Source organism: Vibrio sp. Isolate33 (genome assembly GCF_022397895.1).
Lineage (GTDB): Bacteria > Pseudomonadota > Gammaproteobacteria > Enterobacterales > Vibrionaceae > Vibrio > Vibrio pomeroyi.
In genome coordinates, this window is sequence record NZ_JAKEUP010000014.1 from 84118 (window position 1) to 110716 (window position 26599).

22 protein-coding genes are annotated in these 26599 nt (G+C 44.6%); 14 read left to right on the forward strand and 8 right to left on the reverse strand.

Going from position 1 to position 26599, the window contains the following annotated elements; translation table 11 throughout:
• The first annotated feature begins 131 nt into the window (after positions 1-131).
• Both L1D37_RS17920 and L1D37_RS17925 read left to right on the forward strand, forming a co-directional pair.
• Positions 132-329 carry a hypothetical protein gene (locus L1D37_RS17920; protein WP_123923953.1) on the forward strand — a complete coding sequence of 66 codons (198 nt, stop codon included), beginning with the start codon at positions 132-134 and terminating at the stop codon, positions 327-329.
• Between the two features lie 81 nt (positions 330-410).
• Positions 411-1553 carry an aromatic amino acid transport family protein gene (locus L1D37_RS17925; protein ID WP_239848704.1) on the forward strand — a complete coding sequence of 381 codons (1143 nt, stop codon included), beginning with the start codon at positions 411-413 and terminating at the stop codon, positions 1551-1553.
• Between the two features lie 119 nt (positions 1554-1672).
• On the opposite strand, the gene L1D37_RS17930 is transcribed toward L1D37_RS17925, so the two are convergent.
• The 3 genes from L1D37_RS17930 to L1D37_RS17940 form a co-directional block, all read right to left on the reverse strand.
• The gene (locus L1D37_RS17930; protein WP_176681506.1) at positions 1673-3034 is read right to left on the reverse strand and encodes an L-serine ammonia-lyase; all 1362 of its coding nucleotides are present in this window, start codon (positions 3032-3034) and stop codon (positions 1673-1675) included.
• Positions 3035-3154: 120 nt separating this feature from the next.
• Positions 3155-4408 carry an aromatic amino acid transport family protein gene (locus L1D37_RS17935; protein WP_239848656.1) on the reverse strand — a complete coding sequence of 418 codons (1254 nt, stop codon included), beginning with the start codon at positions 4406-4408 and terminating at the stop codon, positions 3155-3157.
• A 309-nt stretch (positions 4409-4717) separates the two neighbouring features.
• Positions 4718-5317, reverse strand: a complete 600-nt coding sequence (locus L1D37_RS17940) for a CoA pyrophosphatase (RefSeq protein ID WP_239848657.1) — start codon at positions 5315-5317, stop codon at positions 4718-4720.
• Between the two features lie 304 nt (positions 5318-5621).
• On the opposite strand from L1D37_RS17940, the gene L1D37_RS17945 reads away from it, so the two are divergent.
• Both L1D37_RS17945 and L1D37_RS17950 read left to right on the forward strand, forming a co-directional pair.
• Positions 5622-6164 carry a heme NO-binding domain-containing protein gene (locus tag L1D37_RS17945; protein WP_239848658.1) on the forward strand — a complete coding sequence of 181 codons (543 nt, stop codon included), beginning with the start codon at positions 5622-5624 and terminating at the stop codon, positions 6162-6164.
• Position 6165: 1 nt separating this feature from the next.
• The gene (locus tag L1D37_RS17950) at positions 6166-7884 is read left to right on the forward strand and encodes an ATP-binding protein (protein WP_239848659.1); all 1719 of its coding nucleotides are present in this window, start codon (positions 6166-6168) and stop codon (positions 7882-7884) included.
• Positions 7885-7973: 89 nt separating this feature from the next.
• On the opposite strand, the gene pabB is transcribed toward L1D37_RS17950, so the two are convergent.
• The gene (gene pabB, locus L1D37_RS17955; protein ID WP_239848660.1) at positions 7974-9347 is read right to left on the reverse strand and encodes an aminodeoxychorismate synthase component I; all 1374 of its coding nucleotides are present in this window, start codon (positions 9345-9347) and stop codon (positions 7974-7976) included.
• Between the two features lie 253 nt (positions 9348-9600).
• Between pabB and L1D37_RS17960 the strand changes: the two genes are divergently transcribed.
• The 8 genes from L1D37_RS17960 (at position 9601) to L1D37_RS17995 (ending at position 17512) form a co-directional block, all read left to right on the forward strand.
• Positions 9601-11118 (forward strand): fumarate hydratase, encoded by a 1518-nt coding sequence (locus L1D37_RS17960; RefSeq protein ID WP_176681501.1) that lies wholly within the window; start codon positions 9601-9603, stop codon positions 11116-11118.
• Positions 11119-11282: 164 nt separating this feature from the next.
• A complete protein-coding gene (locus L1D37_RS17965; protein WP_010441392.1) occupies positions 11283-11468 on the forward strand; it encodes a hypothetical protein in 186 nt (61 codons plus the stop codon).
• A 207-nt stretch (positions 11469-11675) separates the two neighbouring features.
• Positions 11676-13049: a YcjX family protein gene (locus L1D37_RS17970; RefSeq protein WP_239848661.1), complete on the forward strand. Its 1374-nt coding sequence runs from the start codon at positions 11676-11678 to the stop codon at positions 13047-13049.
• 14 nt (positions 13050-13063) lie between these two features.
• The gene (locus L1D37_RS17975) at positions 13064-14116 is read left to right on the forward strand and encodes a TIGR01620 family protein (protein ID WP_239848663.1); all 1053 of its coding nucleotides are present in this window, start codon (positions 13064-13066) and stop codon (positions 14114-14116) included.
• Between the two features lie 144 nt (positions 14117-14260).
• Entirely contained in the window at positions 14261-15805 is a 1545-nt protein-coding gene (gene tyrR, locus L1D37_RS17980) for a transcriptional regulator TyrR (protein ID WP_161672638.1), read from the forward strand.
• Between the two features lie 18 nt (positions 15806-15823).
• Positions 15824-16411, forward strand: coding sequence for a ribosomal protein S5-alanine N-acetyltransferase (rimJ, locus tag L1D37_RS17985; RefSeq protein ID WP_239848664.1), 588 nt, complete (start codon positions 15824-15826; stop codon positions 16409-16411).
• Positions 16412-16566: 155 nt separating this feature from the next.
• Positions 16567-17040, forward strand: a complete 474-nt coding sequence (locus tag L1D37_RS17990) for a DUF2947 domain-containing protein (protein WP_048664809.1) — start codon at positions 16567-16569, stop codon at positions 17038-17040.
• Positions 17041-17296: 256 nt separating this feature from the next.
• Positions 17297-17512 carry a hypothetical protein gene (locus L1D37_RS17995; RefSeq protein ID WP_161672636.1) on the forward strand — a complete coding sequence of 72 codons (216 nt, stop codon included), beginning with the start codon at positions 17297-17299 and terminating at the stop codon, positions 17510-17512.
• A gap of 171 nt (positions 17513-17683) precedes the next feature.
• Here L1D37_RS17995 and L1D37_RS18000 read toward each other — a convergent pair whose 3' ends face one another.
• The 3 genes from L1D37_RS18000 to L1D37_RS18010 all read right to left on the reverse strand — a co-directional run bounded on the left by L1D37_RS18000 (position 17684) and on the right by L1D37_RS18010 (position 23267).
• Positions 17684-20536 (reverse strand): Hsp70 family protein, encoded by a 2853-nt coding sequence (locus L1D37_RS18000; RefSeq protein ID WP_239848665.1) that lies wholly within the window; start codon positions 20534-20536, stop codon positions 17684-17686.
• Between the two features lie 152 nt (positions 20537-20688).
• Positions 20689-22635, reverse strand: a complete 1947-nt coding sequence (locus L1D37_RS18005) for an Hsp70 family protein (RefSeq protein WP_239848666.1) — start codon at positions 22633-22635, stop codon at positions 20689-20691.
• A complete protein-coding gene (locus tag L1D37_RS18010; protein WP_176681494.1) occupies positions 22635-23267 on the reverse strand; it encodes a DUF2760 domain-containing protein in 633 nt (210 codons plus the stop codon). The genes L1D37_RS18005 and L1D37_RS18010 overlap by 1 nt, the downstream gene beginning before the upstream one ends.
• A 348-nt stretch (positions 23268-23615) precedes the next feature.
• Between L1D37_RS18010 and L1D37_RS18015 the strand changes: the two genes are divergently transcribed.
• Together L1D37_RS18015 and L1D37_RS18020 are read left to right on the forward strand one after the other, a co-directional pair.
• Positions 23616-25154 (forward strand): sensor domain-containing diguanylate cyclase, encoded by a 1539-nt coding sequence (locus L1D37_RS18015; protein ID WP_239848668.1) that lies wholly within the window; start codon positions 23616-23618, stop codon positions 25152-25154.
• 87 nt (positions 25155-25241) lie between these two features.
• Positions 25242-25772: a 3'-5' exonuclease gene (locus L1D37_RS18020; RefSeq protein WP_123283105.1), complete on the forward strand. Its 531-nt coding sequence runs from the start codon at positions 25242-25244 to the stop codon at positions 25770-25772.
• A gap of 200 nt (positions 25773-25972) precedes the next feature.
• Here L1D37_RS18020 and L1D37_RS18025 read toward each other — a convergent pair whose 3' ends face one another.
• A complete protein-coding gene (locus L1D37_RS18025) occupies positions 25973-26515 on the reverse strand; it encodes a cytochrome b/b6 domain-containing protein (protein WP_239848670.1) in 543 nt (180 codons plus the stop codon).
• Positions 26516-26599 lie beyond the last annotated feature (84 nt).

Here is a 26599-nt window from a genome sequence, read left to right on the forward strand (position 1 = left end):
AATTGTGGCTATAGCGTTGTGTTTCGAGTCTCATTCGATAAGATGAAACGACCTCTAATGCTAGAGGTAGGGCAGCAACGGATACGCTGCTTCAAATACTATGGAATGTGAATCAATTATTGGACACATACATGAAATTCAAGATTACATCGCCGATTATTGAACCTACGGAAGGTTCACCACATCAGTTAACGCTTACTCACGCTTCTCGTTTTACCTCTCTTAAGACAAGCTCCCCTTTGAACGCCCTGTTCGACAACGTCTCTGCACGCTTCTTTACCGCTTATCGCTCCTATTGTTATTCGTTTTATAACTTTATTTCTATCTGAATTCCTTTGTCATCCACTTGATGTACGAAGACTCACACCTATAAAAACTAAACAAATAAGTTAAAAATAATGAATATTAAAATGATGGGTAGCTCCCTAATTATCGCTGGTACCGCTCTCGGTGCTGGTATGCTCGCGATCCCAATGGTATTAGCTCAATTCGGATTACTTTACGGCACATTGCTTATGGTTCTGATCTGTTTCGGTACCACTTATGCAGCTCTATTACTTCTAGAGGCGACCATCAAAGCCGGTGGCGGTCTAGGATTGAACTCTATTGCTCGAAAAACCTTGGGCAAACAAGGCCAGTTGCTTACCAACGGCCTGCTTTACGCGTTATTAATCTGCCTATTAATGGCTTACATTTTGGGTGCGGGCGACTTGCTGAGTAAGTTGCTGTCTAACTTCGGTGTAGACATTACCGCAACCTCTAGCCAAATCACGTTTACCTTGCTTGCTGGTGCTGTTGTTGCAAGTGGTACAGGTGTGATTGATAAACTGAACCGTGCATTGTTCTTTGTGATGCTAGCAAGCTTGTTTGCAACCATGGCGTTTTTGGCGCCAAGCATGACGCAAGAAAACTTGATGCAGGTAACCAGCCACAATCACGTTGACCTGATCAAAACCAGCGCAATTCTGTTCACCAGCTTTGGCTTTATGGTCGTGATTCCTACTTTGGTGTCTTACAACCACGAAGCGACAGACAAACAGCTGCGCAATATGGTGATTGTTGGTTCTCTGATCCCACTAGTATGTTACTTATGCTGGTTATTTGCTGTGGTCGGTAACCTGAGTGAAGAGCAATTCCGCAGCTTTAAAAATGTCTCTGATTTGATGGCGGCGTTTGAGGCTCAATCTCCTTGGGTGGGTAATGTGCTTTCTACGTTCACTGGTCTAGCCTTGTTGACTTCTTTCTTTGGTGTGGCGATGGCACTGTTCAACCAGAACAAAGACATGTTCAACCAAAACACAGCGGTGACTTACTGCATTAGCTTCATCTTGCCGCTAGCGGGTTCATTGCTTGCAGCAGACAAGTTCCTACAGGTGTTGAACTACGCAGGTATCATCTTGGTGTTCTTGGCGGTGTTTGTTCCTCTGGTAATGGTTCATAAGCAACGCTTTATGAAAGTAGCGGAAGACAGATACAGCGCGGAAGGTGGCAAACCAATGATGCTTTTCTCATTGCTGTTTGGTTGCTTCTTGCTTATCTCGCAAGTGATTTAAAACAACTATTTGGTCGGTTGAAGTAATCAGTCACAAAGCTTTAGCTCCAAAAGCTTCAGATACAAAAAAGGAACGCACCGGCGTTCCTTTTTTATTGTCGGTTTATTAATTCAGAATGATTAACAAACAACCTTAACTGCCAAACCACCTTGAGAAGTCTCACGATATTTAGCGTTCATGTCTTTACCTGTTTCTAGCATCGTTTCGATAACTTTATCTAGAGAAACAGTAGGAGCAGAAGAACGACGAAGTGCCATACGAGCAGAGTTGATTGCTTTCACTGCAGCAATACCGTTACGCTCGATACATGGTACTTGTACTTGGCCTGCAACTGGGTCACATGTAAGACCTAAGTTGTGTTCCATGCCAATTTCTGCAGCCATACATACTTGCTCAGGGCTACCACCCATAAGCTCAGCAAGACCAGCAGCAGCCATAGAACATGCCACACCAACTTCACCCTGACAGCCAACTTCAGCACCAGAGATAGAAGCGTTACGCTTGTATAGGCCACCGATCGCGCCAGAAGCTGCGAAATAACGAGTGTAGTCTTTCTCTGTCACTGTTTGGATGAACTTATCGTAGTAAGCCAATACAGCAGGGATGATGCCACATGCGCCGTTTGTTGGAGCCGTTACTACACGACCGCCCGCAGCGTTTTCTTCGTTTACTGCGAAAGCAAACATGTTCACCCAGTCAACAACCGTCATTGGATCGTTTGTTGTTTTCTCTGAAGTGATCAGCTGTTGGCGAAGTGCTGCAGCACGACGAGGTACACGCAGTGGACCAGGCAGGATACCTTCAGTATTCATACCGCGATCCATACACTCACGCATCGTTTTCCAGATGTTTGCGAAGTAAGTACGAGACTCTTCGTCTGAGTGGAAAGCCGCTTGGTTTTTCATAACCAGTGTACTGATAGAAAGACCGCTTTCTTTGCACTGATTAACCAGCTCTTCAGCCGTTGTAAATTCGTAAGGTGCTTTGATTGGGTTTTCTTCTTCTTTGCCGAAGTTCTCTTCGTCAACGATGAAACCGCCACCAATTGAGTAGTAAGTTTTTGAGTATGCTACTTCGTCGTCAACCCAAGCGTGAATGCTCATGCCATTCTCGTGTAGAGAAAGGTTGCTAGTATGGAAGTTCATACCGCCATCGCGTGGGAACGATACTGTATGACAGTGCATGCCAACAGGAAGGCGTTCAGTTTCTTCTACGCGAGCAATGAAGCCAGCAATAGAATCGATATCAACACGCTCAGGAGTATTGCCAGCAAGACCCATGATGATTGCGATATCTGTGTGGTGACCTTTCCCTGTCAGTGATAGTGATCCATATACGTCCACGGTGATTTTAGTGATGTCGCGCAATTTTCCCATTGAACGTAGGTCATCAATAAATTCTTTACCCGCTTTCATTGGTCCAACTGTGTGTGAGCTCGATGGACCAACACCGATTTTATAGATATCAAATACACTAATCATAGCGATTACCTCAAAAAGAGAGCCTCCCAAGGGGAGTAGGGAGGCTCATTTATTATCATTATATTTTGTGTCTAATCTCGCGATATAAGATGAAAGCCATCTTATAAAAAGTGCTTAAGATTAAAGAGCGCCGTAGATTACAGAACTAATAGCCGCTAGACCACATAAAGCTGTAAAGATTTGTACAGGTGCTGAAGTTTTGTACTTAGCCATTGCTGGTACTTTTTGCATCGCGAATACAGGCATTAGGAACAGGATAGCTGCAATCATTGGAGCACCCATTGTTTCAATCATACCTAGGATGCTTGGGTTAACTACCGCAACAATCCAAGTTGTAACAACGATGAACGCTAGAGATGCTTTTTCGATAGTGCTTACTGAAGAACCAGAGCGAGACTTGATTAGACCAACAAGACCTTCGTGAGCACCTAGGAAGTGACCGAAGTAGCTTGAAGTAATCGCTGCAAACGCTACTAGAGGACCCATGTAAGAGATAAGCGGAGACTCATGTACGTTTGCTAGGTAAGAAAGAACAGAGATGTTCTGTGCTTGTGCTGTTGCTAGTTGCTCTGGAGATAGAGAAAGAACTACAGAGAATACGAAGAACATTACAAAACCCATCAGCATCATTGCTGCGCCGCCAGTGATTGCGTCAGTTTTCTTAACTGCGTTTTCACCGTATACACGACGTTGCTCTTTAGAGAACTGTGAAATGATTGGGCTGTGGTTGAAAGAGAACACGATGATTGGAATTGCAAGCCAGATAATAGAAGGCATTGTTGACCATTCTGGGCTAACTTCCATCATTGAAGTGTTCCAGTCAGGAACTAGGTAGAAAGACAGTGCTAGTAGGATGAATACTAGTGGGTAAACCATCGCTGACGTTGCTTTAAGCATCAGCTCTTTACCGAATACAACACCCGCTGTCATAGCAAGGATAAGTGCACCAGAAAGTAGAGGACGTGGAATAGATTCCATACCCATTTGGTTTACTAGGAAAGAATCAACTGTGTTTGTGATACCAACACCGTAGATAAGAACGATTGGGTAGATAGCGAAGAAGTAAGCGAAAGTAATAATGTTTGCGCCAGTCTTACCGAAGTGTTCTTCAACTGTGTCTGTAATATCTGCTTCAGGGTTTTTAGCTGACAGTACGAAACGAGCTAGAGATTTGTGTGCGAACCAAGTCATTGGTGCCGCGATTAGAGCTAGGATAACTAATGGCCAAAAACCACCCGCACCTGCTTTGATTGGAAGAAATAGTACGCCAGCACCAACTGCTGTACCGAATAGTGATAAACACCAGGTAAAATCTTTATAGTTAAACTTGCTTGAATCTTTAACGGCATTTGCCGAAGAAGTTGTTGTGTTCATGTTAAATTACTCATTTTTTGGGAACAGGAAATAAGTCGGGGCTAATTCTGCAGAATTTTCGTCTGCAAAAAATAGATCTAAATCATGTAATGAAACGGCGTGTCACATGATATGCGAAAAACGGATTTTTGATCACGAAAATAGCGTGCCACAGGTGATTTATGTTTATGCTTGGTATTAGTTTTTTTTATGCGAAAGGGCGGGTTGTATAGATCTATAGCAGGTAAACGTTTGCGTAAAATTGCATTAATAATTCTGTCCCATACAAAGCTTGCGATTTGTTAACAGAGATTAAACAAAACGTAGTTGCTATGTAATTCGTTGCACTACATGCTGTTGTAGTGATTGGATGATTTGAGCCGTAACGCCCCAAATTAGGTGCTCTTGGAAGGGCATCGCAAAAACGCGATGCTTGATTTGTTTAAAGTTGACCATGTGGCTGTGTAATTTCGCTTGGTCTAACACATAAGTGGCAGGAACCTCAAAAATAGAGGCTACTTCGTTCTCATCTATGATGGGTTTATAGTCAGGATCAACTAATGCGACAATCGGCGTAACAGAAAATTTACTAATGGTACTCAAGGCGGGTAATTGCCCAACAATTTTAACCTGATCCGATCGAATACCCACCTCTTCGTGCAGTTCTCTTAGTGCAGTAAATTGCATAGATGGGTCGGAAAGCTCATGTTTGCCACCCGGAAAGCTGACTTGGCCTGGGTGATGCTTAAGATGTGCTGCTCTTTTAGTAAAAATGACATGTAAACCATCCTCTCTTTCAACTAAACCGACAACGACTGCTGCCTTACGAAGCTCTTCTCCACTGATGTGAGAAACTCGCTCTACAGACTCAGGGTGGTAGCCAACGGTAGGGTTTAGTTGGAATTGTTGAAGGAAATTTTCTTTATTCATATCAAGCCAATATATTGATTATTATGATTTTAAGTATAGACATAACCGTGGGCTGATTACCAATTTTGAGTGTGTCTTCATTTACTTACCTTTAGTTTAGCGATTAACTAGGCGTAATTAAGGGCCACGTAGTGACTGACATCCTTAAAATGCCGGTTTTTGCTATATTCAATATGTACACATCTGCGAGTAAGCGTTACGCATGTCATAAAATTGGGTTACGAAGCGTAGATTTTGCGTTTAAGAATTTGATAACAATGACTTAGTGAACCATTCTAAAAAGAAATAGAAGAAAAGGTATGAGATGAAAGGAATCATATTCACCGAATTTTTAGAGCTTGTTGAAGACAAGTTTGGGTTAGAGCTTTTGGAAGAAGTTCTAGAGATGTCAGAAGATGAAGGGATCTACACATCTGTCGGAAGTTACGACCACAAAGATCTGGTTAAACTCATCATTAATCTGAGCAAAAAAACCGATATAGATGCAGCAAGCTTGCAACGCGTTTTCGGGCAGTCCGTATTTAGGAACTTATTAGCCTCATTGCCGAATAAAGCGAGCCTTGCTCACAGCAATACCACCTTTCAATTTATTCAGCACGTAGAGCGCTACATTCACGTTGAAGTGAAGAAGCTTTATCCAGATGCTGAGCCACCTGAATTCAGTTTTATCACCACGACCGAAGCACAACTTGTTTTTGACTACAAAAGCGCAAGATGTATGTCTCATGTTTGTTTAGGGCTTATCGAAGGGTGCGCTGAATACCACGGTGAATCTATTGCGGTGGAGATGACGCCACAAAATGATGACCAGAGCGTGGTTAGGTTTAATCTCAAAGTAGAAAAGTGATATGGATCCGGCCTCAGCCCTAGAGAAAAAACTTAAACGCCAAATTGCTGCGCGAAAAGCAGCAGAAGCTTTGTTGGAACAAAAGAGCCTTGAACTTTTTGAGGCCAACCAACAACTCGAGCTTGCACTGCGTCAGTTAGAGAAGCGTTCCAATGCAAACATACGTCGCATTGAATTCCAAGAACAAATCGACAACCTGTTGATTGATTTCGGACGCGCTTTTCTGAGTAATGATCTTGATGACGTCATGTTGTCACAATTGACGACAAGTGTGACCAACAGTTATCTGATTGAATCCAGTCGTTTGATTTTGCCTCCCAAGCTGCTCCCTCAATTACACACTTATGACTATGGTGATGAAACCGTCGAGGTGATAGAGCAAGATATTCAAGAGCCTCATTGGCAAGGCAACCACCTTACCGTGCCATTAGAGGTTGAAAAAGTCATAGTCGGCGCGTTAATTGTGAAGGTCAGGGTGTTAGACCAAGATTTCGAATTCATCCAAAGCCAACTGTTGTTAGTTACCGACCTTATTTGTAGTGCCTTAACCCACCAGCTTGCTATCAATCGAAACATTGAATCACGTAAACGAGCAGAAGAATCTGAAAGAGCAACGCGTGACTTTGTCGCAATGATCAACCACGAATTAAGAACCCCGCTTAATGGCCTACTAGGTAGTGCCGAATTGATCAGCGATACCGAACTGAACAGCTCTCAGCGTGAGATAGTGAATAACCTAAGCCAGTCTGGCGAATTTCTAAGAACCATCATTAATGACCTATTGGATTACAGTAAAATCAACGCGGGAATGTTGGAGTTAATACCGAAGAAGTTCGCGCTTCATGATTTGAGAAATACTATCGATAGTATCTTTACCAATCGAGCACTTGAAAAGCAGCTTAAGTTTGATGTTGATGTAGACAAAGGTGTACCGAGCCATTTCTATGGTGACTTAGAGCGTATTACTCAACTGTTCGTAAACTTGATTGGAAACGCCATCAAGTTCACGGATAAAGGACATGTGAGCGTTGAGATTAAATGGTTGAGAGACCAATTTATTTTTTCCGTAGAGGACACTGGAGTTGGGATCGCTCAATCCTCTCATAAGACACTGTTTGAACCTTTTACTCAGGCGGATAATTCAAGTAGTCGAAACTACGAAGGGACTGGGCTTGGTCTCGCCATCTGTCGTAAGCTAGTAGGTTTGATGCACGGTGATATTAGCGTGACCAGTGTTGTTGGCTCAGGCACGACTTTTACCATCTCGATTCCTCTTCAAGTTGTCGATGTGCCAGCAGAGAATGACAGTGTCACTAAAGGCTTTGAGTCAGAGGCGGAATTGTCACTGCTTAAAGTGCTGGTGGTTGATGATATTAAGATGAACCAGATCATCATCCAGCAAATGCTACGCAAATACGAGATAGAGCCTGCTATTGCCACTAATGGAATCGAAGGGCTAGAGCTTGCTTCAGACAACGAATACGACATCGTATTTATGGATTGCAGAATGCCCGTCATGGACGGCTTTGAAGCGACAGAAAAGCTCAGAGAGAAAGGTTACGCCAAATCGATTGTGGCACTGACTGCCGGAACCACGTTGGAAGAGCGAGAGCGTTGTATCAAGTGTGGGATGGATGACATTCTAAGTAAGCCATACACCGCCAATGATCTAAAAGAGATGCTTAAAAAGTGGGGCATGACACCGTCCAATGCCGCCTGATCGTATCCATATATAATTTGAGATACTAAAAAGCCGAAGTGATCACTTAGATGACTTCGGCTTTCTTATGCTTTTAGCGTTTCCTTAACTTAGCACTCTTCAAGCACAGGTAGGATACGGCTTAGCTTGTCTAGCGTCTCTTGGTATTCAGAAGCGCAATCACTATCAAACACCACACCACCGCCAGCCCAAGCATAAAGCGTGTTGTTCTCTGCTACTAAGGTACGAATGGTGATGCTGGTGTCCATTCTGCCGTTTCGGCTGATGTAACCAATACTGCCGCAATAAGCAGATCTACGATGAGGCTCTAACTCTTCAATGATCTGCATGGCGCGCACTTTTGGTGCGCCAGTAATCGAACCGCCAGGGAAACAAGCTCTTAATAAATCCGTCGCTGAATATTGATAGTCCAGGTCAGCTCGTATTGTGCTCACTAGGTGGTGCACAGCTGGGAAGCTTTCAATATCGAACAGTTTCGGTACATGAACTGTGCCCGGCTTTGCTACTCGGCCGATATCATTGCGAAGTAGGTCAACAATCATCAGGTTTTCAGCCTGATCTTTATCAGCACTCGCTAAGTCTTGTGCGTTCGCATCATCAATCATAGGGTCTTCAGAACGAGGACGTGTGCCTTTAATCGGCTTAGTCTCAATCACGTTGTCTTTAAGCTCTAAAAAACGCTCGGGTGAGACACTGATAATGGCACTGTTCGCCAAACGGATGAAACCAGAAAACGGAGCGGAGTTGTACTGCTCTAGTTTTTCGTAGGCCAACCATTCGCTGCCTTGGTATTTGGCATTGAAGCGCTGAGCCAAGTTGATCTGATAACAGTCACCAGATAGCAGATACTCTTGAACGCAATCGAACTTGTCCGCATAGCTCTGTTCGCTCATGTTCGATTGCCACGGTGTCGTTAGGCTAAATTCTGCTGCGTGAGGCTTGTCTTGCTGCTCAGATAACCAATTCCAGTGAGCCTCGATATTCTGTCCAACCACACACGCTTTTTTAAGCTTGTGATCAACCACGATTGCCCATTCATACAACCCAACCGCCATGTCGGGCGCTTCAATATCACGCTTTGCCAGAGACGGAAGCGTTTCCACTCTGCGCCCTAAATCATAGCTAAAGTAGCCCAATGCGCCGCCAACGAATGGCAATTCAGGGTGGTCTTTGGTTGCAGGTAATAATCGCTGCTGATATTGGTCGAGTAGTTCGAAAGGACCAGACTCTGAAACCTCGCATGTCTCATTAACATTAACGGTGGTTTTTGCACCGATCGTTTCAAAGGTGGCGATGGGTTGAGCAACTAAAATGTCGTATCGACTATCAACGTGGCTTTCTGAGGCAGAGCGTAATAGCATTGCCCACGGCAGGCTTTCAATATGAGAAAACAGCTGTTTAGCTAAAGTTGATTGATATTCAAGCGGCTTGATTTGGATAGAGCGAAATTCGTTGTTATTCATTTGTTTAATTTGTGACAAAGAGTTCGATCACTGCATGGCGTGTGAGAGGAAGCAAGAGTATCATAAATTGAAAATAAAATGGGTTCTTGATTAGAACGGAGTAATCCAAGTGGTTTAGTTTACAGCTATGCAAGCGATTGCTAAAGCAACTAAATACAGCTCAACACAATAAAAAGCTAAACCCACTAATTCGATTCGGCATAAAAGCCAAACCGTGAACCCACATGGAACCAGAACAATAAAGAGGCATGCAATGACGGTTATTCGTAAGCAAGATGTGATCAGCAGTGTCGCTGACGCACTTCAGTACATTTCTTATTATCACCCTTTAGACTTTGTCCAAGCCCTAGAAAAAGCGTACGAGAAAGAAGAGAGCCAAGCAGCTAAAGATGCTATCGCTCAGATTCTTATCAACTCGCGTATGTCTGCGGAAGGCCATCGTCCAATTTGTCAGGATACGGGTATTGTTACTTGTTTCGTGAACATCGGTATGGATGTTAGGTGGGAAACGGATCAAACAGTACAACAGATGGTTGATGAAGGCGTTCGTCAAGCTTACAACAACCCAGATAACCCATTGCGTGCATCTGTCCTAATGGACCCTGCAGGTAAGCGTATTAATACTAAAGACAACACGCCAGCGGTTGTTCATATTAATATGGTTCCGGGCAACAAAGTTGAAATCCAAATCGCAGCAAAAGGCGGCGGTTCTGAGAACAAAACTAAGATGGTTATGCTGAACCCTTCTGATGATATTGCAGAGTGGGTAGAGAAGACGCTACCAACCATGGGGGCGGGCTGGTGTCCACCGGGTATGCTAGGCATAGGCATCGGCGGTACAGCTGAAAAAGCAGCGGTACTGGCGAAAGAATCTTTGATGGAACACATCGATATCCAAGAGCTTATCGAGAAAGGTCCTGAAAACGCAGAAGAAGAGCTTCGTCTAGATATCTTCAACCGCGTAAACAAACTGGGTATTGGTGCACAAGGTCTTGGCGGTCTAACGACTGTGGTTGATGTGAAAATCAAAACCGCACCAACACACGCAGCATCTAAGCCAGTTTGTTTAATCCCGAACTGTGCCGCGACTCGTCACGTTCACTTCACACTAGATGGCAGTGGCCCAGCAGAGCTAACGCCACCTAAGCTAGAAGAGTGGCCAGACATTACTTGGGAAGCGGGCGCAAACACACGCCGTGTTAACCTTGATGAAGTAACTAAAGAAGACGTACAAGAGTGGAAGACAGGCGAAACTGTTCTTCTATCAGGTAAGATCTTAACCGGTCGTGACGCAGCACATAAACGTATCCAAGGCATGCTAGAAAGCGGCGAAGGCTTACCAGCTGGCGTTGATTTCAAAGGCAAGTTCATCTATTACGTTGGCCCTGTTGATGCAGTTGGTGATGAAGCGGTAGGTCCTGCGGGTCCAACAACGTCAACACGTATGGATAAGTTCACAGACATGATGCTAAACGAAACAGGCATCATGGGCATGATCGGTAAAGCTGAGCGTGGTCCTGCAACGGTTGAGTCAATCAAAGAACACAAAGCGGTTTACTTGATGGCAGTCGGCGGTGCTGCATACTTAGTAGCGAAAGCAATCAAGAAAGCACGCGTAGTAGCGTTTGAAGATCTTGGTATGGAAGCGATTTACGAGTTTGAAGTTGAAGACATGCCAGTAACGGTTGCGGTTGATTCAACGGGTGCTAACGCACACCAGATCGGCCCTGACACGTGGAAAGTGAAAATTGCTGAAGCTGAAAAAGCTTAATTAAACGAAGCCAAAAAGTCGTAATTGATGTTGGCTTTACTGTTTGAATTGCAAATTTTGACAGAAAGTTAAAGACAAAAGTGCAGCATTATCTGCACTTTTGTCTTATTATCAATGATATAGTGATAAACACATCGTTTGATATAAGAACATAGGAGAGAGGAATGCCTCGTTTTATTCAGATCCTACAGATTATCTTGGCAGTGGTGATTGGTAGTTTCATTGGTTACGATTTGATCTTGCACGGAATCAGCATCTTTAACGAAAAATACGTAACTATCACATGTGTATTGTGGTTGATTTCTGAGATAACACTGTTTGTTATCTACAAGCTGATAGAAGACGATTAGTCCGACATCAACGAAAAAATTCAAAGCCCCTGATTATGAATGTAGTCAGGGGCTTTTATTCATCTAGCATTAAGAATGGGTATTGCATACTCACCAACATAAGCAAAAGAAAAGCAAAAGCATACAAACTATCCCAACAGGGAAAGAACATAGGCTTGCCTCTCTATTATCATAATCAGCTAGCCTATTTATCACGGAGTCGTTCAAATGAAACACCTAACTCAAGAAATGAGTGACTTTATAAGCAGAGGAACGGATTCTCACATTAGAGTAGCGGTCACGGGTCTGTCTCGTGCCGGAAAAACAGCCTTCATTACTTCGTTGGTTAACCAGCTTCTTCATACCTCTACTCACAAAAATTTACCGCTTCTTTCATCAGCGAGAGATGGAAGGATTATTGGCGCAAAGCGTATCCCTCAGCACAACATGATGATTCCCCGTTTCTCGTACGATGAAGCGATGGAATCACTCACTTCTCAGCCACCAGAATGGCCAGTGCCGACGCGTGATGTCAGTGAAATTCGATTAGCGATCAAATATAAGCCGGCTAAAGGTGCAAAGAAGCTGCTGAGCAAAAACAGCACGCTTTATCTCGACATCGTCGACTATCCGGGCGAATGGTTACTCGATTTGCCACTACTGGATATGGATTTCGATACTTGGAGTCAGTCCCAATTCGCGGCACTGAAAGGTGACAGAGAAACTTATTCGCAAGAGTGGAATGCGCTGCGTGGTGATATCGACTTGTTAGCAGAAGTGGACGAAAAGAAACTGGTCGCGATTGCCGATAGTTACACTCAGTACCTTCATACTTGTAAAAGTAACGGGCTGCACTGGGTACAACCGGGTCGATTCGTATTACCGGGTGAGCTTGAAGGCGCGCCTGTGTTGCAGTTTTTCCCGTGTGCTGCACCGGAAGGTAAGTTCTCGAAAACAAGTAATTATGCCGTGTTAAAAGCGCGCTATGAAGAGTACCAACAGAAGGTCGTTAAGGCGTTCTATAAGAATCACTTTGCGACGTTCGATAGACAAATCGTGCTGGTGGACTGTTTGCAGCCACTTAACGCAGGTTACGACTCTTTCATGGATATGCGCGGCGCACTTGAACAGTTATTGAAGAGCTTCAAGTATGGTCGAAGTAACATCCTAAGACGCTTGTTTGCACCGAAGATCGACAAGATCTTGTTTGCAGCGACCAAAGCCGACCACGTGACACCAGATCAGCATCCAAACTTGGTGTCACTGTTACAGCAGATGGTGCATCCCGCGTGGCAACAGGCAGCGTTTGAACACATCGATATGAGCTGTATGAGCATTGCGTCTATTCAAGCGACCAGTGCAGGTTATATCTCTTCAGGTTCAGATAATGTGCCTGCGCTGCAAGGTGTCACCTTGGAGAACGTGCCTCAAACCATGTATCCGGGTGAGGTGCCACGTAAGCTGCCGAACAAACAATATTGGGAAACTAACCAGTTTGACTTCACGAGCTTTAGGCCAATGGAGCAACACTCTGATGAGCCTTGTCAGCATCTAAGAGTCGACAAGGTTTTAGAGTATCTCATTGGCGACAAGTTGAAGTAATTGAGGCAATTTAAATGAGTGAATTAAAAACAAAGCAGGTCTTTAATGAACCGTTGAAGACCTCTTTTGATGAGCAAGATAAGAACGAAGTTGGCCCTGATTTAGGTGCTCAACAACTGTTCACAGAGCAAGAAAAATTTGTTCCCGTAGCATCGCAAGTGCAAGACGATCTTGATGGTGAAGCTGAGCAACAACTAGAACAAGTGATTCGACCGAGCAAAAAGAGAAAGTGGTTGGGTTCAGGCTTGTTAGTCGCTTTTTCTGGCTTAGTCGGTTGGCAAGCGATTGATTCTGTCATCACAGCTATTCAGTCAGCCAACTGGCTTGCGCTAGGTTGGGCGGGTTTCATCGCAGCTATTGCTTCGTTAGGTTTAGGCGCAATAGGTAAAGAGCTGTGGAAACTGCGCTCGCTGAAAGATCACTTCAGCATACAAGAGCAGAGTGAAGAGCTAATGCAAAGCCAAAGTGTCGGTAAGGGCAAAGCATTCTGCGAAAACATTGCCAAGCAGGGCGGTATTATTGCCGAGTCCCCAGCTTACGATAAATGGAGAAACAGCATCAACCCAGCACACAGTGATGCCGAAGTGTTGGATATGTACGACGCATTAGTTGTTGCTCAGCAAGACAAAGTGGCGACTCAAATCGTCACTAAGTTCTCGACTGAATCGGCAGCCTTGGTTGCGGTGAGTCCATTAGCAGCGGCAGACATGTTGCTGGTGGCATGGCGTAATTTCACCATGATAGACAAGCTCGCTGATGTGTATGGCATTGAACTTGGTTACTGGTCGCGTATTAAGTTGTTCAAGTTGGTGTTAATCAATATGGCGGCAGCGGGCGCGAGTGAACTGGCAATTGATGCGAGCATGGATCTAGTTTCGATGGATCTTGCAGGTAAGGTGTCGGCACGAGCAGGGCAGGGCCTAGGTGTTGGTATCTTGACTGCGCGATTGGGCTTAAAAGCCATGACACTGCTTCGCCCAATGCCTTGGCATAACGAGCGCAAAGTAAAACTGGCAGATATGCGAAAAGCCGTCCTTTCTGAAATAAAACGAATCACGCTGAAATAGTCCATACGACTTTGAAACAAAATGTATGACATTGAGTGGTTTGCGAGCGAAGAGTAAACATATGTTTACTCTTCTTCTTGACTGAACTCAGACCTTAATTCACACTACTGTCAACTTATCCTGACACCTATAATAGGACTATTTGTGCGTCTTGAAGTATTGTGTGAAGACAGACTCGGCTTAACGCGTGAGTTGCTCGATATCTTGGCCTCAAAAAGCATTGATTTAAGAGGAATCGAAATTGATGTTAAAGGCATTATTTACCTAAACTGCCCTGATATCGATTTTGATGCTTTTAGTGAACTTATGGCTGAAATTCGCCGAATTTCAGGTGTGAAGGATGTACGTAAAATCCAATTTATGCCAAGCGAGAGGCATAACACAGAGCTGATTGCTCTGCTGGCTAACCTACCTGATCCCGTGATTGCGATTGACCTTAAAGGCTCAGTCGACATGGCTAACCACGCTGCATTAAATCTATTCAACAAGCAAGAAGACGAAGTGATCGGTGAACCGCTATCGACATTCGTGCCTAGCTTTAACTTTGCTCGTTGGATCGAAGGCGATGTGACTCGTCATCGTGAAGTTGTGGTGTTGGATGGTTTAGATTTCTCGATTGAGATTCTGCCTATTTATCTTGGTGGCGACGTTAACGAAGCTGTACTTGCGAGTGCAGTAATGACGATTCGCTCTTGTAACCAAGAGATGAACACGCCAGATGCTATCCCAGAACAGAACAACCTAGGTTTTGAACACTTTGTTGGTGTCTCTAATCGCCATAAAGCCTTGATCAGCCAAGCTAAGAAATTGGCTATGCTGGATCAGCCTCTGTTAATTGAAGGCGATACTGGTACGGGTAAAGAGATGTTGGCTAAAGCGTGTCACAACCGCTCAAACCGCTCGTCTTTCCCATTCTTGATTCTAAGCTGTGCATCCATGCCAGATGACGTAGCAGAAACCGAATTGTTTGGTCATGCTCCGGGTTCATTCAACCATGAGCAAGGTCATAAAGGTATTTTCGAACAAGCAAACGGCGGCACGGTATTTTTAGATGAGATTGGCGAAATGAGCCCACATCTACAAATCAAACTGCTGCGCTTCCTACAAGATGGTTCATTCCGTCGTGTTGGTGAAGAAGAAGAGATGCACGCTGATGTTCGTATTATCGCATCAACGCGTCACCGCCTTTCTGAACTTGCTGATTCTGGTTCATTCCGTGAAGACTTGTTCTATCGCTTGAATGTACTGACTCTGTCTATTCCAGCTCTACGCGAACGTTCTAACGACGTCGCACCTTTGTTGGAGCTGTTTGTTGCTAAGTACGCACAACAGCTAGGCATGCTAAAACCAAAGCTTACTCAAGAGTTGATCGACCAGCTTGGTAACTACCAATGGCCGGGTAACATTCGTCAATTAGACAACATGGTTCTTCGCGCGCTAACAGAGTTGGATTCAGATACCTTAACGGTTGAGCAATTCCACTTGCCTCAGTTAGAAACTATGACGGCAGGAATGGCGAACCTAAGCTTAGATGGTTCTCTAGACGAGATCATGAAAGACTATGAATCTCAGATTCTAGAGAAGCTTTACCAGTCGTTCCCATCAAGCCGTAAACTAGCAAAACGCTTGAATGTTTCTCACACCTCAATTGCCAACAAACTGCGCGATTACGGTATCAGAAAGAACTGATCGAATAAGAACAAGATTATGGAAGATTTGAGCACACCGGAACGCATTTATAAGCGCGATGGCAACCTGATTCTGCGCACCGCTGAGATAGACGATGCGAACATGATCAGCGAGTACTTTCAAACTAACCGAGAGTACCTTAAGCCTTGGGAACCGATTCGCGAAGATGCGTTTTTTGATAGAACGGGTTGGGCGCAGCGCCTAATTAAGTTAAACGAGCTTCATAAAATGGGGCTTGGCTACTACTGTTTATTGATTAATGCAGACTCTAACGAAATGTTAGGAACTATCTCGTTCAGTAATTTGTCCCGTTTCCCGTTCTACGCGTGTAACGTTGGTTATTCACTTGCAGAGCGCGCTCAGGGCCAAGGTTACATGCGCAGAGGCTTGAGCATGGCGAAGGACTACATGTTTGACGTGCAGAACATGCATCGCTTAATGGCGGGCTATATGCCTCACAATGAGCGAAGTGCTGGTGTGTTGGAACATCTTGGATTTGTTCGTGAAGGTTTTGCTAAAGACTACCTACAGATTAACGGTAAATGGGAAGACCATATACTGACCGCGTTAGTTAACCCGAATTGGGAAGACAGACGCAATACTTAGATACCGTTGTATTTACTAATAAGCGTACTTAAGTAAAAAAGCTAATAACGAATTTAAAGGCAGCGAATATCAAGCGATCTCTAATCGCCGCTGCATCAAAAAGAATATATAGGCATGGTAATCCATAAGCCTGAGAAGAAATTTGAGGAATTTTGATGTCATACACAACTTTGGACGAATACCAAAGAAAATGGATTTTCACTCACCAGTCGATGCCACTACCCGCTGAGGACTTGGAAAAGATTAAGCCAATGACACAGGCAAGAGCATCTCAGTTCTGGAAAGAGAACGTAAGCCCTCAAAGCCCAGACGCTGAACGACTAAGCTCGCAAGACTGGCCGAGCAAAGCATCGAACTGGAATGAAGAGATCAGCTGGATGGCACATTGGGAAGCAGATGAGCCAGAAATGCCAGAAGAGATCCTGAACTTCATTGATTGGCAAGATGACGTAACTGTTTATTTTTGCTATGAAAAATACAATGTACTTGAGACCAAGTGGGCGATTTTCAAGAAGCATTGGAAGAACTTTTTGTTCTACGATGATGGCCCGATTTTACTAGGTCGCCGACGTTCAGAAGCACTGTGGTTTGCAACAAACGGTACTGTGAAAATCGGTAACCGTGCCTAATGACAGCATGATTTGATTAAGTCTACGTTGTATAAACAACAGATAAAAAGCGAGCATCGAGCTCGCTTTTTTTGTGCCTGTGGATCTTTGAAGATCGTTGCGAAACATCCACTGTTTGAACCCGAAAATTGAATCGAATTCTTATGCGTTTAAAAATGGAAATTTACGAAATTGAGATCGCTATCTCATTGGCTTAGTTGAAGTTTTATGGCTTTGGGCTATCTTTATAGTACTGCCTTAGTGGAGGTGAAGTATTATGATTTGGGATACTCTCGAACGTGTAAATAAACTTCGCAAGGAAGCAATGGAGGATCCAGAGTTTTTGGATTCAGCGAAAATGCATGAGGAATGGCTTTTAAGCGAAACTCATAACCAATCTCAGAAAGGAGTCAAAGAGAAGAAACCGAAAAAACTGTCCGACATTTATGAAAACACGGATTTTCCTATCAACCCAACTGGAACGAAACATTAACAATGATTAACTGCAACACGGCTGAGGCTCTTAACCCGAAAGCTGATGATCAACGACACATACCAGCCTTAAGCCACCAATAAAAAAGCCACTTTCAACGAATCGAAAGTGGCTTTTTCTTTTCTTGTTAGCTTCTTTACCATTAACAACGAAAGCTAATCGTTTCTAAACCTAGTTATTGATTAGGCTTAAGCCGCTTGGTAATGCATCACCAAACACACGCTTAGACTCACTTTCAGAAAGCTCAGTTACTTCACTGACGAGTGTTAACCAAGACTCTGGCACCTTGCTTTGCTTCAGCTTCTCAACAACTTGATTACGGTAATCGTCAGAGATATCAAACTGTCGGTCGCCGGTCTTACGACAAATCATCACAGCAGCGAAGGCAATCATCTGCTCTTTCTGCCAGTTCTGCTCAAGCAGTTTGGGTAACCATTGTTCTGCTTGCTCGCGAGGAATCACGCTGTGTTGGCTGCCATACAAAGGCGTTCTTGAAGCCAATCGACCCAGAGCCCACCAGTGCGCTTGCTCAAACTGATTATGGTTAATCGCTTTGCTTAAGAACCATGTTGCTAGCAGTACCTTGTCTTCCACTTCCAGTTGCTCAAGCGATGCAGCCAATCGCACCATGGCTTCATAGCCATTGTCTTGTGCATCTTTGGCCGTTTTAGGGTTCTTCATTGCGCCCGGGTGAAGATACTTAGCAATGTCTGCCAAGATAGTCTCTTGTTGTTCTTGGTTTAAACCACCCGCAACACGACGCCAGAACACCCACCAATCCGTCCAACCTTGGTGATTCTTAAACTGGATGTTTTGTTGGTAAAGGCCCCAAATTTGCTCGATACGCCATGAGTCCGTTGGATCACCAAAGCCAGGGCGCAGTGAGTAACCCGCTAAACGTAGCCAGTTCTTCTCGTGTGCTTCTGATCGGCGACGACGTTTGCGACCTAATGAGAAGCTATCGAACAGGTGACGAAGGGTCGTGAAGTCCCATTCATCGCGTTTACCGAGTCGTTTCTCAAGATCTTTAGACAGAGTCTTGATCTCTTTCGATTCCGCACTCTTCTTATTGCCGCTGTACAGGCGAGAAATCAGCTCCTTACACTCATCCAATCTTGGATGAAGTTTAGAGTTATCGGATTCTTCGCCTTGCTTGTTTCTGACCTCAAACTCAAGCAACCAACGTTTCGAGTCATCTTCTGTGCTTACACACTCCATTTTCAGTGTGCCGACTTCGGTCAACTGACAAGCAAGTAGCACTTCAACGCGCTCTTTTTGGTTGGCTTGAAGTTCTGCAGTGCCCGAACCTTCCAAGGTGGAAATGTAAGGTGGAAGAGGGGAGAACAGATCAGCATCCACACCCACCATCACACCGTTTTGGATTGCAGTGTCGTGAGCGATTTGATCGTGTGTTGAAGTCAGTAGGTTAAAACGAACCGGTTCGCCCAGCGTCAATGAGAAACGACGACTGTTCAAACGGATTTCTTGACCTTCTTCAGTACCTTTGGCAAGCAGACACAGTGCCTTACCCATCTTGTTCTTTTCTTGTAGATGTAAGAAGTAAGAACGAGCCGCACCACCACCGATTTTCAGTTGTGCACCACGACGAGCTTTACCAAACGCAACCGCGCCTAATGCTACAGACCAATCTGGATGAGGGTTATCAAGCACTGTGATTGGAGAACCATTCCAATTGCCCAGTAGTTGAGTAATACGCTCGGTCACAAGTTCACTGTTGAACACACCACCGTTAAGCAGCACACCGACAGGGATAGCCGGCTTGGTGTCATCGAACTCGATAGAATCAGAGTTTTCCAGCGCAGCTTTAGACACTTGCTGATGTGTCGTTAGGAACTCTGCAACGTGCTTACTTACCGCAGGATCAGCAACGTAAGGCAGGCCGAATTCAACCACGGCGCTGCGACGTTTGTCTGGTGTTTCCGTAAATTCAGAAAGAGGGAAGAAGCCTTCTAAAGCGATTTGATGAACTTCTTGCTTGGTTAAGCCAATACTCTTTGTTCCACCTAACAGCTTCGAGCCGCTACCCAGCATGGTGATCTTTACATCGTCAGGCGCATTGGCAGAAAGCAGGCTCTCTTTTGCAGCGCGAGTTTGTTGAATCAGTTTGGTAAGGCTAGAGGCATTCAGCTTCTTGTTTTGATTGAAGCGCTGTTCGGCTAGGTGAGCGAGGGCTAAATCTAGGTTATCACCACCGAGCATTAAGTGTTCGCCAACACCGATACGATCGAGAGCTAGCTCGTTATGACCAGCATTATCTGCATCGTTATTCGCATTGAACTGAGCTTCAATTAAGCTCAAGTCGGTGGTACCACCGCCGACATCACACACTAAGATCAACGGGATCTGTTGAAGCTCTTCCGCAGCCGTTTGTTGGTGACGCGCATACCAGTCATAACAAACCGCTTGAGGCTCTTCGAGTAATAGAATTTTACCTAAGCCAGCAAGTTCTGCAGCCTCAAGTGTCAGCTTGCGCGCTGTCTCATCGAATGATGCAGGAACCGTCACTACAACATCTTGGTCTTCAAGTTTGTTGCTTGGATTACGATAGTTCCATGCTTGGCGAATGTGGTTCAGGTAGCTCGCACTTGCGACAACCGGCGATACTTTATCGACATCCGCTGCGCCAGCCCAAGGGAGAATATCTGAGCTACGATCCACCGCTTGGTGCGATAACCAACTCTTCGCACTCGATACTTGGCGGCCTTCGACCTTAGCACCCAGTTCACGTGCCCATTCACCGACGATAACGTTCTTGATATCGCCTTTTACTGGGCTTGGTTCCCACGGCATCGTTAGGTCTGAAGGGGATATTTGACCTTGTGCTGGGTGGTAACGAAATGATGGAAGTAGGGGCTTACGAACCACTTCACCGGGGCCGATGAGCTGATCGATATCGAAAAGAGAAACGGGAGCGTGTTGTAGGTCGTCGTTGATTTCACAGTAGGCAACCACAGTGTTGGTTGTGCCTAAGTCAATGCCGACTAAAAAACGAGGAGTTGCCATACAAAACCTTATTCTTCCAGAGTGATGACCAGTTTGCTGATGCTTTGGTCTTATTGTTGTTATTCGTAAACGTCATCCCTGAGATACAGGCAGGACTAGGTTGGGAACGGTACTGATAAAGTAACGGCACCCGCTAAGGTGCCGTTGATTCATTATGCTTCTTCGTTTGAGTCGTTGTTCGAATCTTCACGAACGTCGAACTCAACGTGCCATTTCTGACCATTGTCAGTGGCAATCGCTTCTAGGTATAGAGTACCTAGCTCAGTAACGCGAGAAGCCAAAGTAACCGGAACGACTTCACCTTCGCGACGGCCTTCAGAAACAGGCAGTGTCACTTGGATTTCAGGAAGCTCATCAAGCTCTTCTGGTGCCCAGTGATCAAGGTGAGTACCCGCTTCATCTTCACGGCGTGTCGTTGAACCGAAGAATTGGAAGTGAACAGGCTGACCAATCACTAGACCGAACTCTTGGCTAGGCACTTGAACGCTTGAACCTTCTTCCATACCAAATGGAGCAACACACAGTGCTTCCATTGGAGGAGCCATACCTGGGATTGCTGGCATCGCGCTCTCGATTCCTACGTAGTAAGAAGATGCGATACCACCGCGGATACGAACGCCTTGACCACGACGTACAGCGCCGTAGTAAGAAGCACCGCTTGCAACCGCTAGGTCTAGGTCTAAACCTGAAAGCTGTTTAGCAAATTCTGCATCAGCATTGATCAACCACTCGTTGATGGTGTTTGAAAGACGATCTGCAAGTAGGTTAGATTTAAGAACACCACCGTTAAACAAGATTGCTGTTGGTTTGATGAAATCAGCAGCAGGCGCTTCTGAACCTGGCATACCCGGCATGTTTGCAAACGGGTTGAAATCTTGTTGAGCGGCTTCGCTGTTTCCAGAAAGCGCGTTCGCTTGCTTAGAAAGGAATGCAGCAATGTGACGAGTGATGCCCGCATCTTGAGCGTAAGGCAGACCCATTTGAGTCAGTGCGCCACGCGCCTTTTGTACAGGGTGCTCAGTCACAGCAACTTTAGGGAAGAAGCCGTCTACTAATGTTTGTTGTACTTCTTGCTGAGTCAGTTCTGTTTTCAGTGTCGCGCCAAGCAGTTTAGAGCCACGGCTAGGAACCACGATTGGCACCGCTTGAAGCTCTGCATCGTTCAGTAGCGCTTCTTTTGCGTCACGACACGCGTGAGTCATCGCTTGAACTTGCCAAGGTGCCAGTTCTTTGCCGTCTTGCGCCAGTTTCATCTTCAAGCGGTAAGCAAGAGCTAAGTCCATATTGTCGCCGCCCAGTAGGATGTGTTCACCTACTGCGATACGGTTCAGGCTTAGGTTGCCGTCGTCTTGCGTTACTTCAACTAACGAAAGGTCGGTAGTACCACCACCGATATCAACAACAAGCACGATGTCACCAACGTCAACTTCGTCACGCCATTTGTCATCGCTGTTATCGATCCAGCTGTAAAGTGCTGCTTGAGGCTCTTCAAGAAGCGTTAAGTGAGTGAAACCCACATTACGTGCAGCTTCAGCTGTTAGGTCGCGTGCAGCAGGATCAAACGAAGCTGGAACCGTGATAGTTACATCTTGGTCTGCCAGTTTGTGTTCTGGGTTCGCGTGGTTCCAAGCATCTTTAAGATGCTCAAGGTACAGTTCAGTAGTCTTAAGCGGAGATACCTTTTCCACTTCCTCAGGACTACCTGCAGGAAGGAATGCATCACGACGGTTAACACCACCGTGGCATAGCCAAGATTTTGCACTTGCTACCAAACGAATAGGGGTTTTCGAACCAAGGTTACGCGCAATCGCACCAACCAAGGCTTTAGGCTCAGAAGACCAAGGAAGAACGCGAGAACCCGCATTCATTTCATGTTCGTGCGGCTGGTATAGGAACGAGCCAAGTTGGCTGCGAGTTTCTACTGTACCTGGAGCCGTTAGTTGAGGGATTGGCATCACCTCAACGCGAGCGTCTTCATTGGTTGTATCGATGAAAGACAAAACGCAGTGTGTAGTACCTAAATCGATACCAACGCTGAACTTAGGTGCCTGATGTTGCTCTTGTGAATGCTCTTGAGCTGAATGACTTTGGTGTTCCATTATAGCTCCACCTCTGCCGGCGCAATCACAGATGCATCGTAGTTCTCAGCAAGCTTAGGAAGGTTCATATCAGTTGCTTTCCAACCTTTGTGAACAAGTGTGCCGTTGAATGGTGCATTACCCGTTACATTACCTGTTAGGCGGATTTCTTGCGGGTTGAAACCTTCAGCTACCGTGATACGAGTCTCTTCATCTTCACTGCGGATGTGAGAAAGCGTTACGTAGTCTGCTAATACTTTTTGGCCGCCAGTGTGAATAACACGTGCTGCTGCGCCAACTTCTTCGTCAGAGAATGACGTTAGGTCTTCTTTTAGGAAGTCGATCAAGCGCGCTTCTTGCTGCATGATAGACAGAAGTTGCATTGCAGAATCTGTTGGTGCTGTAGCAAGCTTAGATTCAACTTCGACTACTTTTTCGATCACTTTTTCAACTTCAACAACTTTCTCTACTTCGACAATTTTTTCAACTGGCTTTTCAACTTCAACGATCTTCTCTACTGGTTTTTCTACGACTTTCTCAACCACTTTGGATTTACGAGAAACGGCAATAAGCAGTAGTAAAACGCTTGATGCAGTTAAGCCTGCGTGAAGCATATCAAACGTTTGTGGGATTAGGTTCAAATCAACGATCATAGTGATTTCTCTTTAAAATTGATTTAACGGTATATTCGTCGGTTCAAAGGAATATACAGGTTGGAAAGGAACGCAATGGCACAAGGCCGAAATGGTTACTTTCAAGCTATAAATATGGATGGATACTAGCATATTCAAGGCTTAAGAGTGGTATTTAATGTTTTCAATCAAGTGTGTTTTTGGTGTGTTAGCTTGAAATTTAGTCGAGATTTGCCTGAATATTGGTCGCTGATGTAAGCGAGAGGTAAACAATGCCCGTTTTATGTCAGTTTTAAGACGAAACAGAAATGGAGCATGAATCCCTTCCGTTATATACTTTTAGCTCATTAACGCCTAATTGGAACATCTATGCCTCACACTACCGACCCACTAACAGGGTTGAAGAGACGAACTCTCCCATTGGTCGTATTTTCGGTCAGCTTTTTGATTACTGTGTTGTGTTTTATATTAGTCGCGCTGAACCAAAACCGCGCCCTGAATATGAATTTGAATAGCTTTGCTACTCATCAGACACTGAGCTTGGAAGCGTTTATCGACAATGATGTGGCTTACATAGGTTCCGGCGCCAATTTCTTCTATTCGAATGATCCTGAGAACTGGGATAAATTTGACCGTTTTGCTCAGCAAACCATTAATGATTCAAGAAGCCTGATTGGCTTGCAGTGGATGCAAAAAGTGGAGCCTGATGAGATTGCTGAACACACGGCTCAGATGAAAGAAAAGTATCCATTCTATAAGCTGTTCACCATCCCGAAGCATGAAGCAAAAACTTATGGCTACATCTTAGACGGTGAGCCAGCTTTTATTGCGACTGACTTGTATCCAAATACTGCTGCTAACGACAAGGTACTTGGCTTTTACTCTTCTCGTGAGCGATTCAAACGTGTTTTAGAAAACATTAAACAGACCCGCGAAGCGAATATTTCAGACAAGGTACGTCTGATACAAGACGGCCTAGATCAAGATACCCCAAAGAGCGGCATGTTGGTTTACCACCCAGTATTTGAAGGCGAAAGCGACAACTTACTCGGTGTTGTGATTGGTGTGGTGCGCACCACTTATTATTTTGAAAACCTTTTGGCGTCAGCGGTGGGTGACATGGATGTGTATATCCGTGTTACAGACACTGGGTTCGAGGCAGAGGATTCGCCAATCTTATTTGAAACCGAAGGTTATGAAGCGGTATCTGGGCACCACATTACCAAAACGATCGCACTGACTAATCGTGACTGGAAGATCGATTACAAGATAGATTCATGCATCTCTTTCTATGGTTACCTTGTGTTAACCGGAATCGCTTTGGTTGGCACAACCATCTCATTGCTGTTGGCGTACATTGTGAACATGCAAATCAGAGAAAAAGAACGCCTGTATGCAATGTTGGATAAAAGGACAGAGGAGCTTCGCTTCTTAGCTGATCACGATAGCCTGACTGAAATTTATAACCGACGTGCTTTTAATAAGAAGCTGGATAAGGCAATTGAGCGAAACCAGCCTTTTAGTTTGATTGGGTTTGATATCGACAAGTTCAAAGGCATTAACGATGAGTTTGGGCACCCGGCAGGCGATGCTTTGCTGATTCATGTCATCAGGTTGATTTCTGTGAACCTTAAGCAAGGGGACGACCTGTTCCGTTTAGGTGGTGATGAGTTCTGTATTATCTCTAGCATCTCGAATCATGAAGCTTTGAATCGTTATTTAGAGTGCATCCTGAATACCGTGAGTCACTCTCATTGTGAACACAAAGGTCGACAACTTAGTTGCACCCTGAGTATTGGTGCTGCCATTCGTAGTGGTGAGGACTCTGAAGAGATCATGCAAAAAGCGGACAGCATGCTCTACCAAAGTAAGTCAAATGGCCGAAATAGAGTCACAATTGCAGGCTAAATGAGCACTTGATGCAACTGGGGTCGAGTTCTTTATTGGGCTCATGTACAATTTCACGAAATTTTTGACGAGAGAATTAGGCGACGTATGAATCACAATCGAGTGGTGTGTTTCGATTTGGAAATGTGCTGTTGGAGCGAAGACGGTGTAGGGACAACAGGAGAGATCATTGAAGTTGGTCTTGCTGAGATTGATCTCGCATCCGGTACTATCGTGAAGCGCGCACAGTATTACGTTAAGCCAGAGAAAGACGAAGTCTCTCTGTTCTGCGCCGAACTTACGGGCATTACACCTCGCAAAATCGAAAAGCAGGGTCGCCCTCTAGAGTCTGTCATCAAGTCGATGATTAAGAACTTTGGTGGTCCAAACAAGATTTATGCAGCCTGGGGACGTGATGACCTGATCTTACACAAAGAGTGTATAGAGAAAGGCATTGAACCTCCGTTTAGCGAGTTCTTAAACATCGCAACGCTTTACCGTGTTCAGAATCGCTTGAAAGACAAACGCATTGGTCACCGCGCTGCTCAAGAAGCCAAAAACATTGAGTGGGAAGGTCGTCAGCACTCGGGTTATGTTGATGCCTATAACCTTGCGAAACTCACATTGACCATGCTGTAGTTTTTGACAACATTTGGTCTGTGAATAAACAACAGAAAATAAGAAGCCACCTTTAAGTCACTATATAAAAGACTGGGTGGCTTTTTGTTATTTTGAGAAAGGCGAAAAGTAAATCACACTTTTGATTCTAGTTATTGAGGTTAGTTATTCAGTTTAATAATTCACCTCAGCCATTTACCTCACTTATTTACCCAAGATAGTTACTTACCCAGCATGTTACTAAGCTTATTACCTTTGTCGAAAAAGTGATGCTTCATTGCCCCTAAAAGATGTAACGTCACTAATGCCATGAAAACTTTAATCGCAGTCGCGTGAATAAAAAACAACATACCAACCATTTCTTTCTTCGTTGCTCCTTCACTAAATACCCATGAATAGACACTGAATACGGGTGTATCGATAAGTGCAATGCTTAATCCCGATACAGCGATAAAGGTCAGTGTCACTGATTGAATAATTTGAACCAACTTAGGAAGAGTAAATCTATTTTCGCCTCTTTTGGGCTTCGCGATCATTCTTGCAATCAGGAGGTTTATGAGCACTAAAACAACAGAACCAAAAATTTGATGTATCAATATCGTTGGATATTTTTCAGGAAAAGGGAGCAGTCGGCTCGATATAAACCCGAGTGTTAAGGTAACCATGACGGCACAAAACATTGCCCAATGAAGTGAGTCGACTGTTCTATTCTCTTTTACATCCCCTCTATTATTTATACTGCTGCTTATTATTTCTTGGTTCATTCGATAATCCATTATTGGTGTTTAATTAACCATTATATTTATCTGCAATGTGTTATGAATATGTTTGCTTGATGTTTAATATTA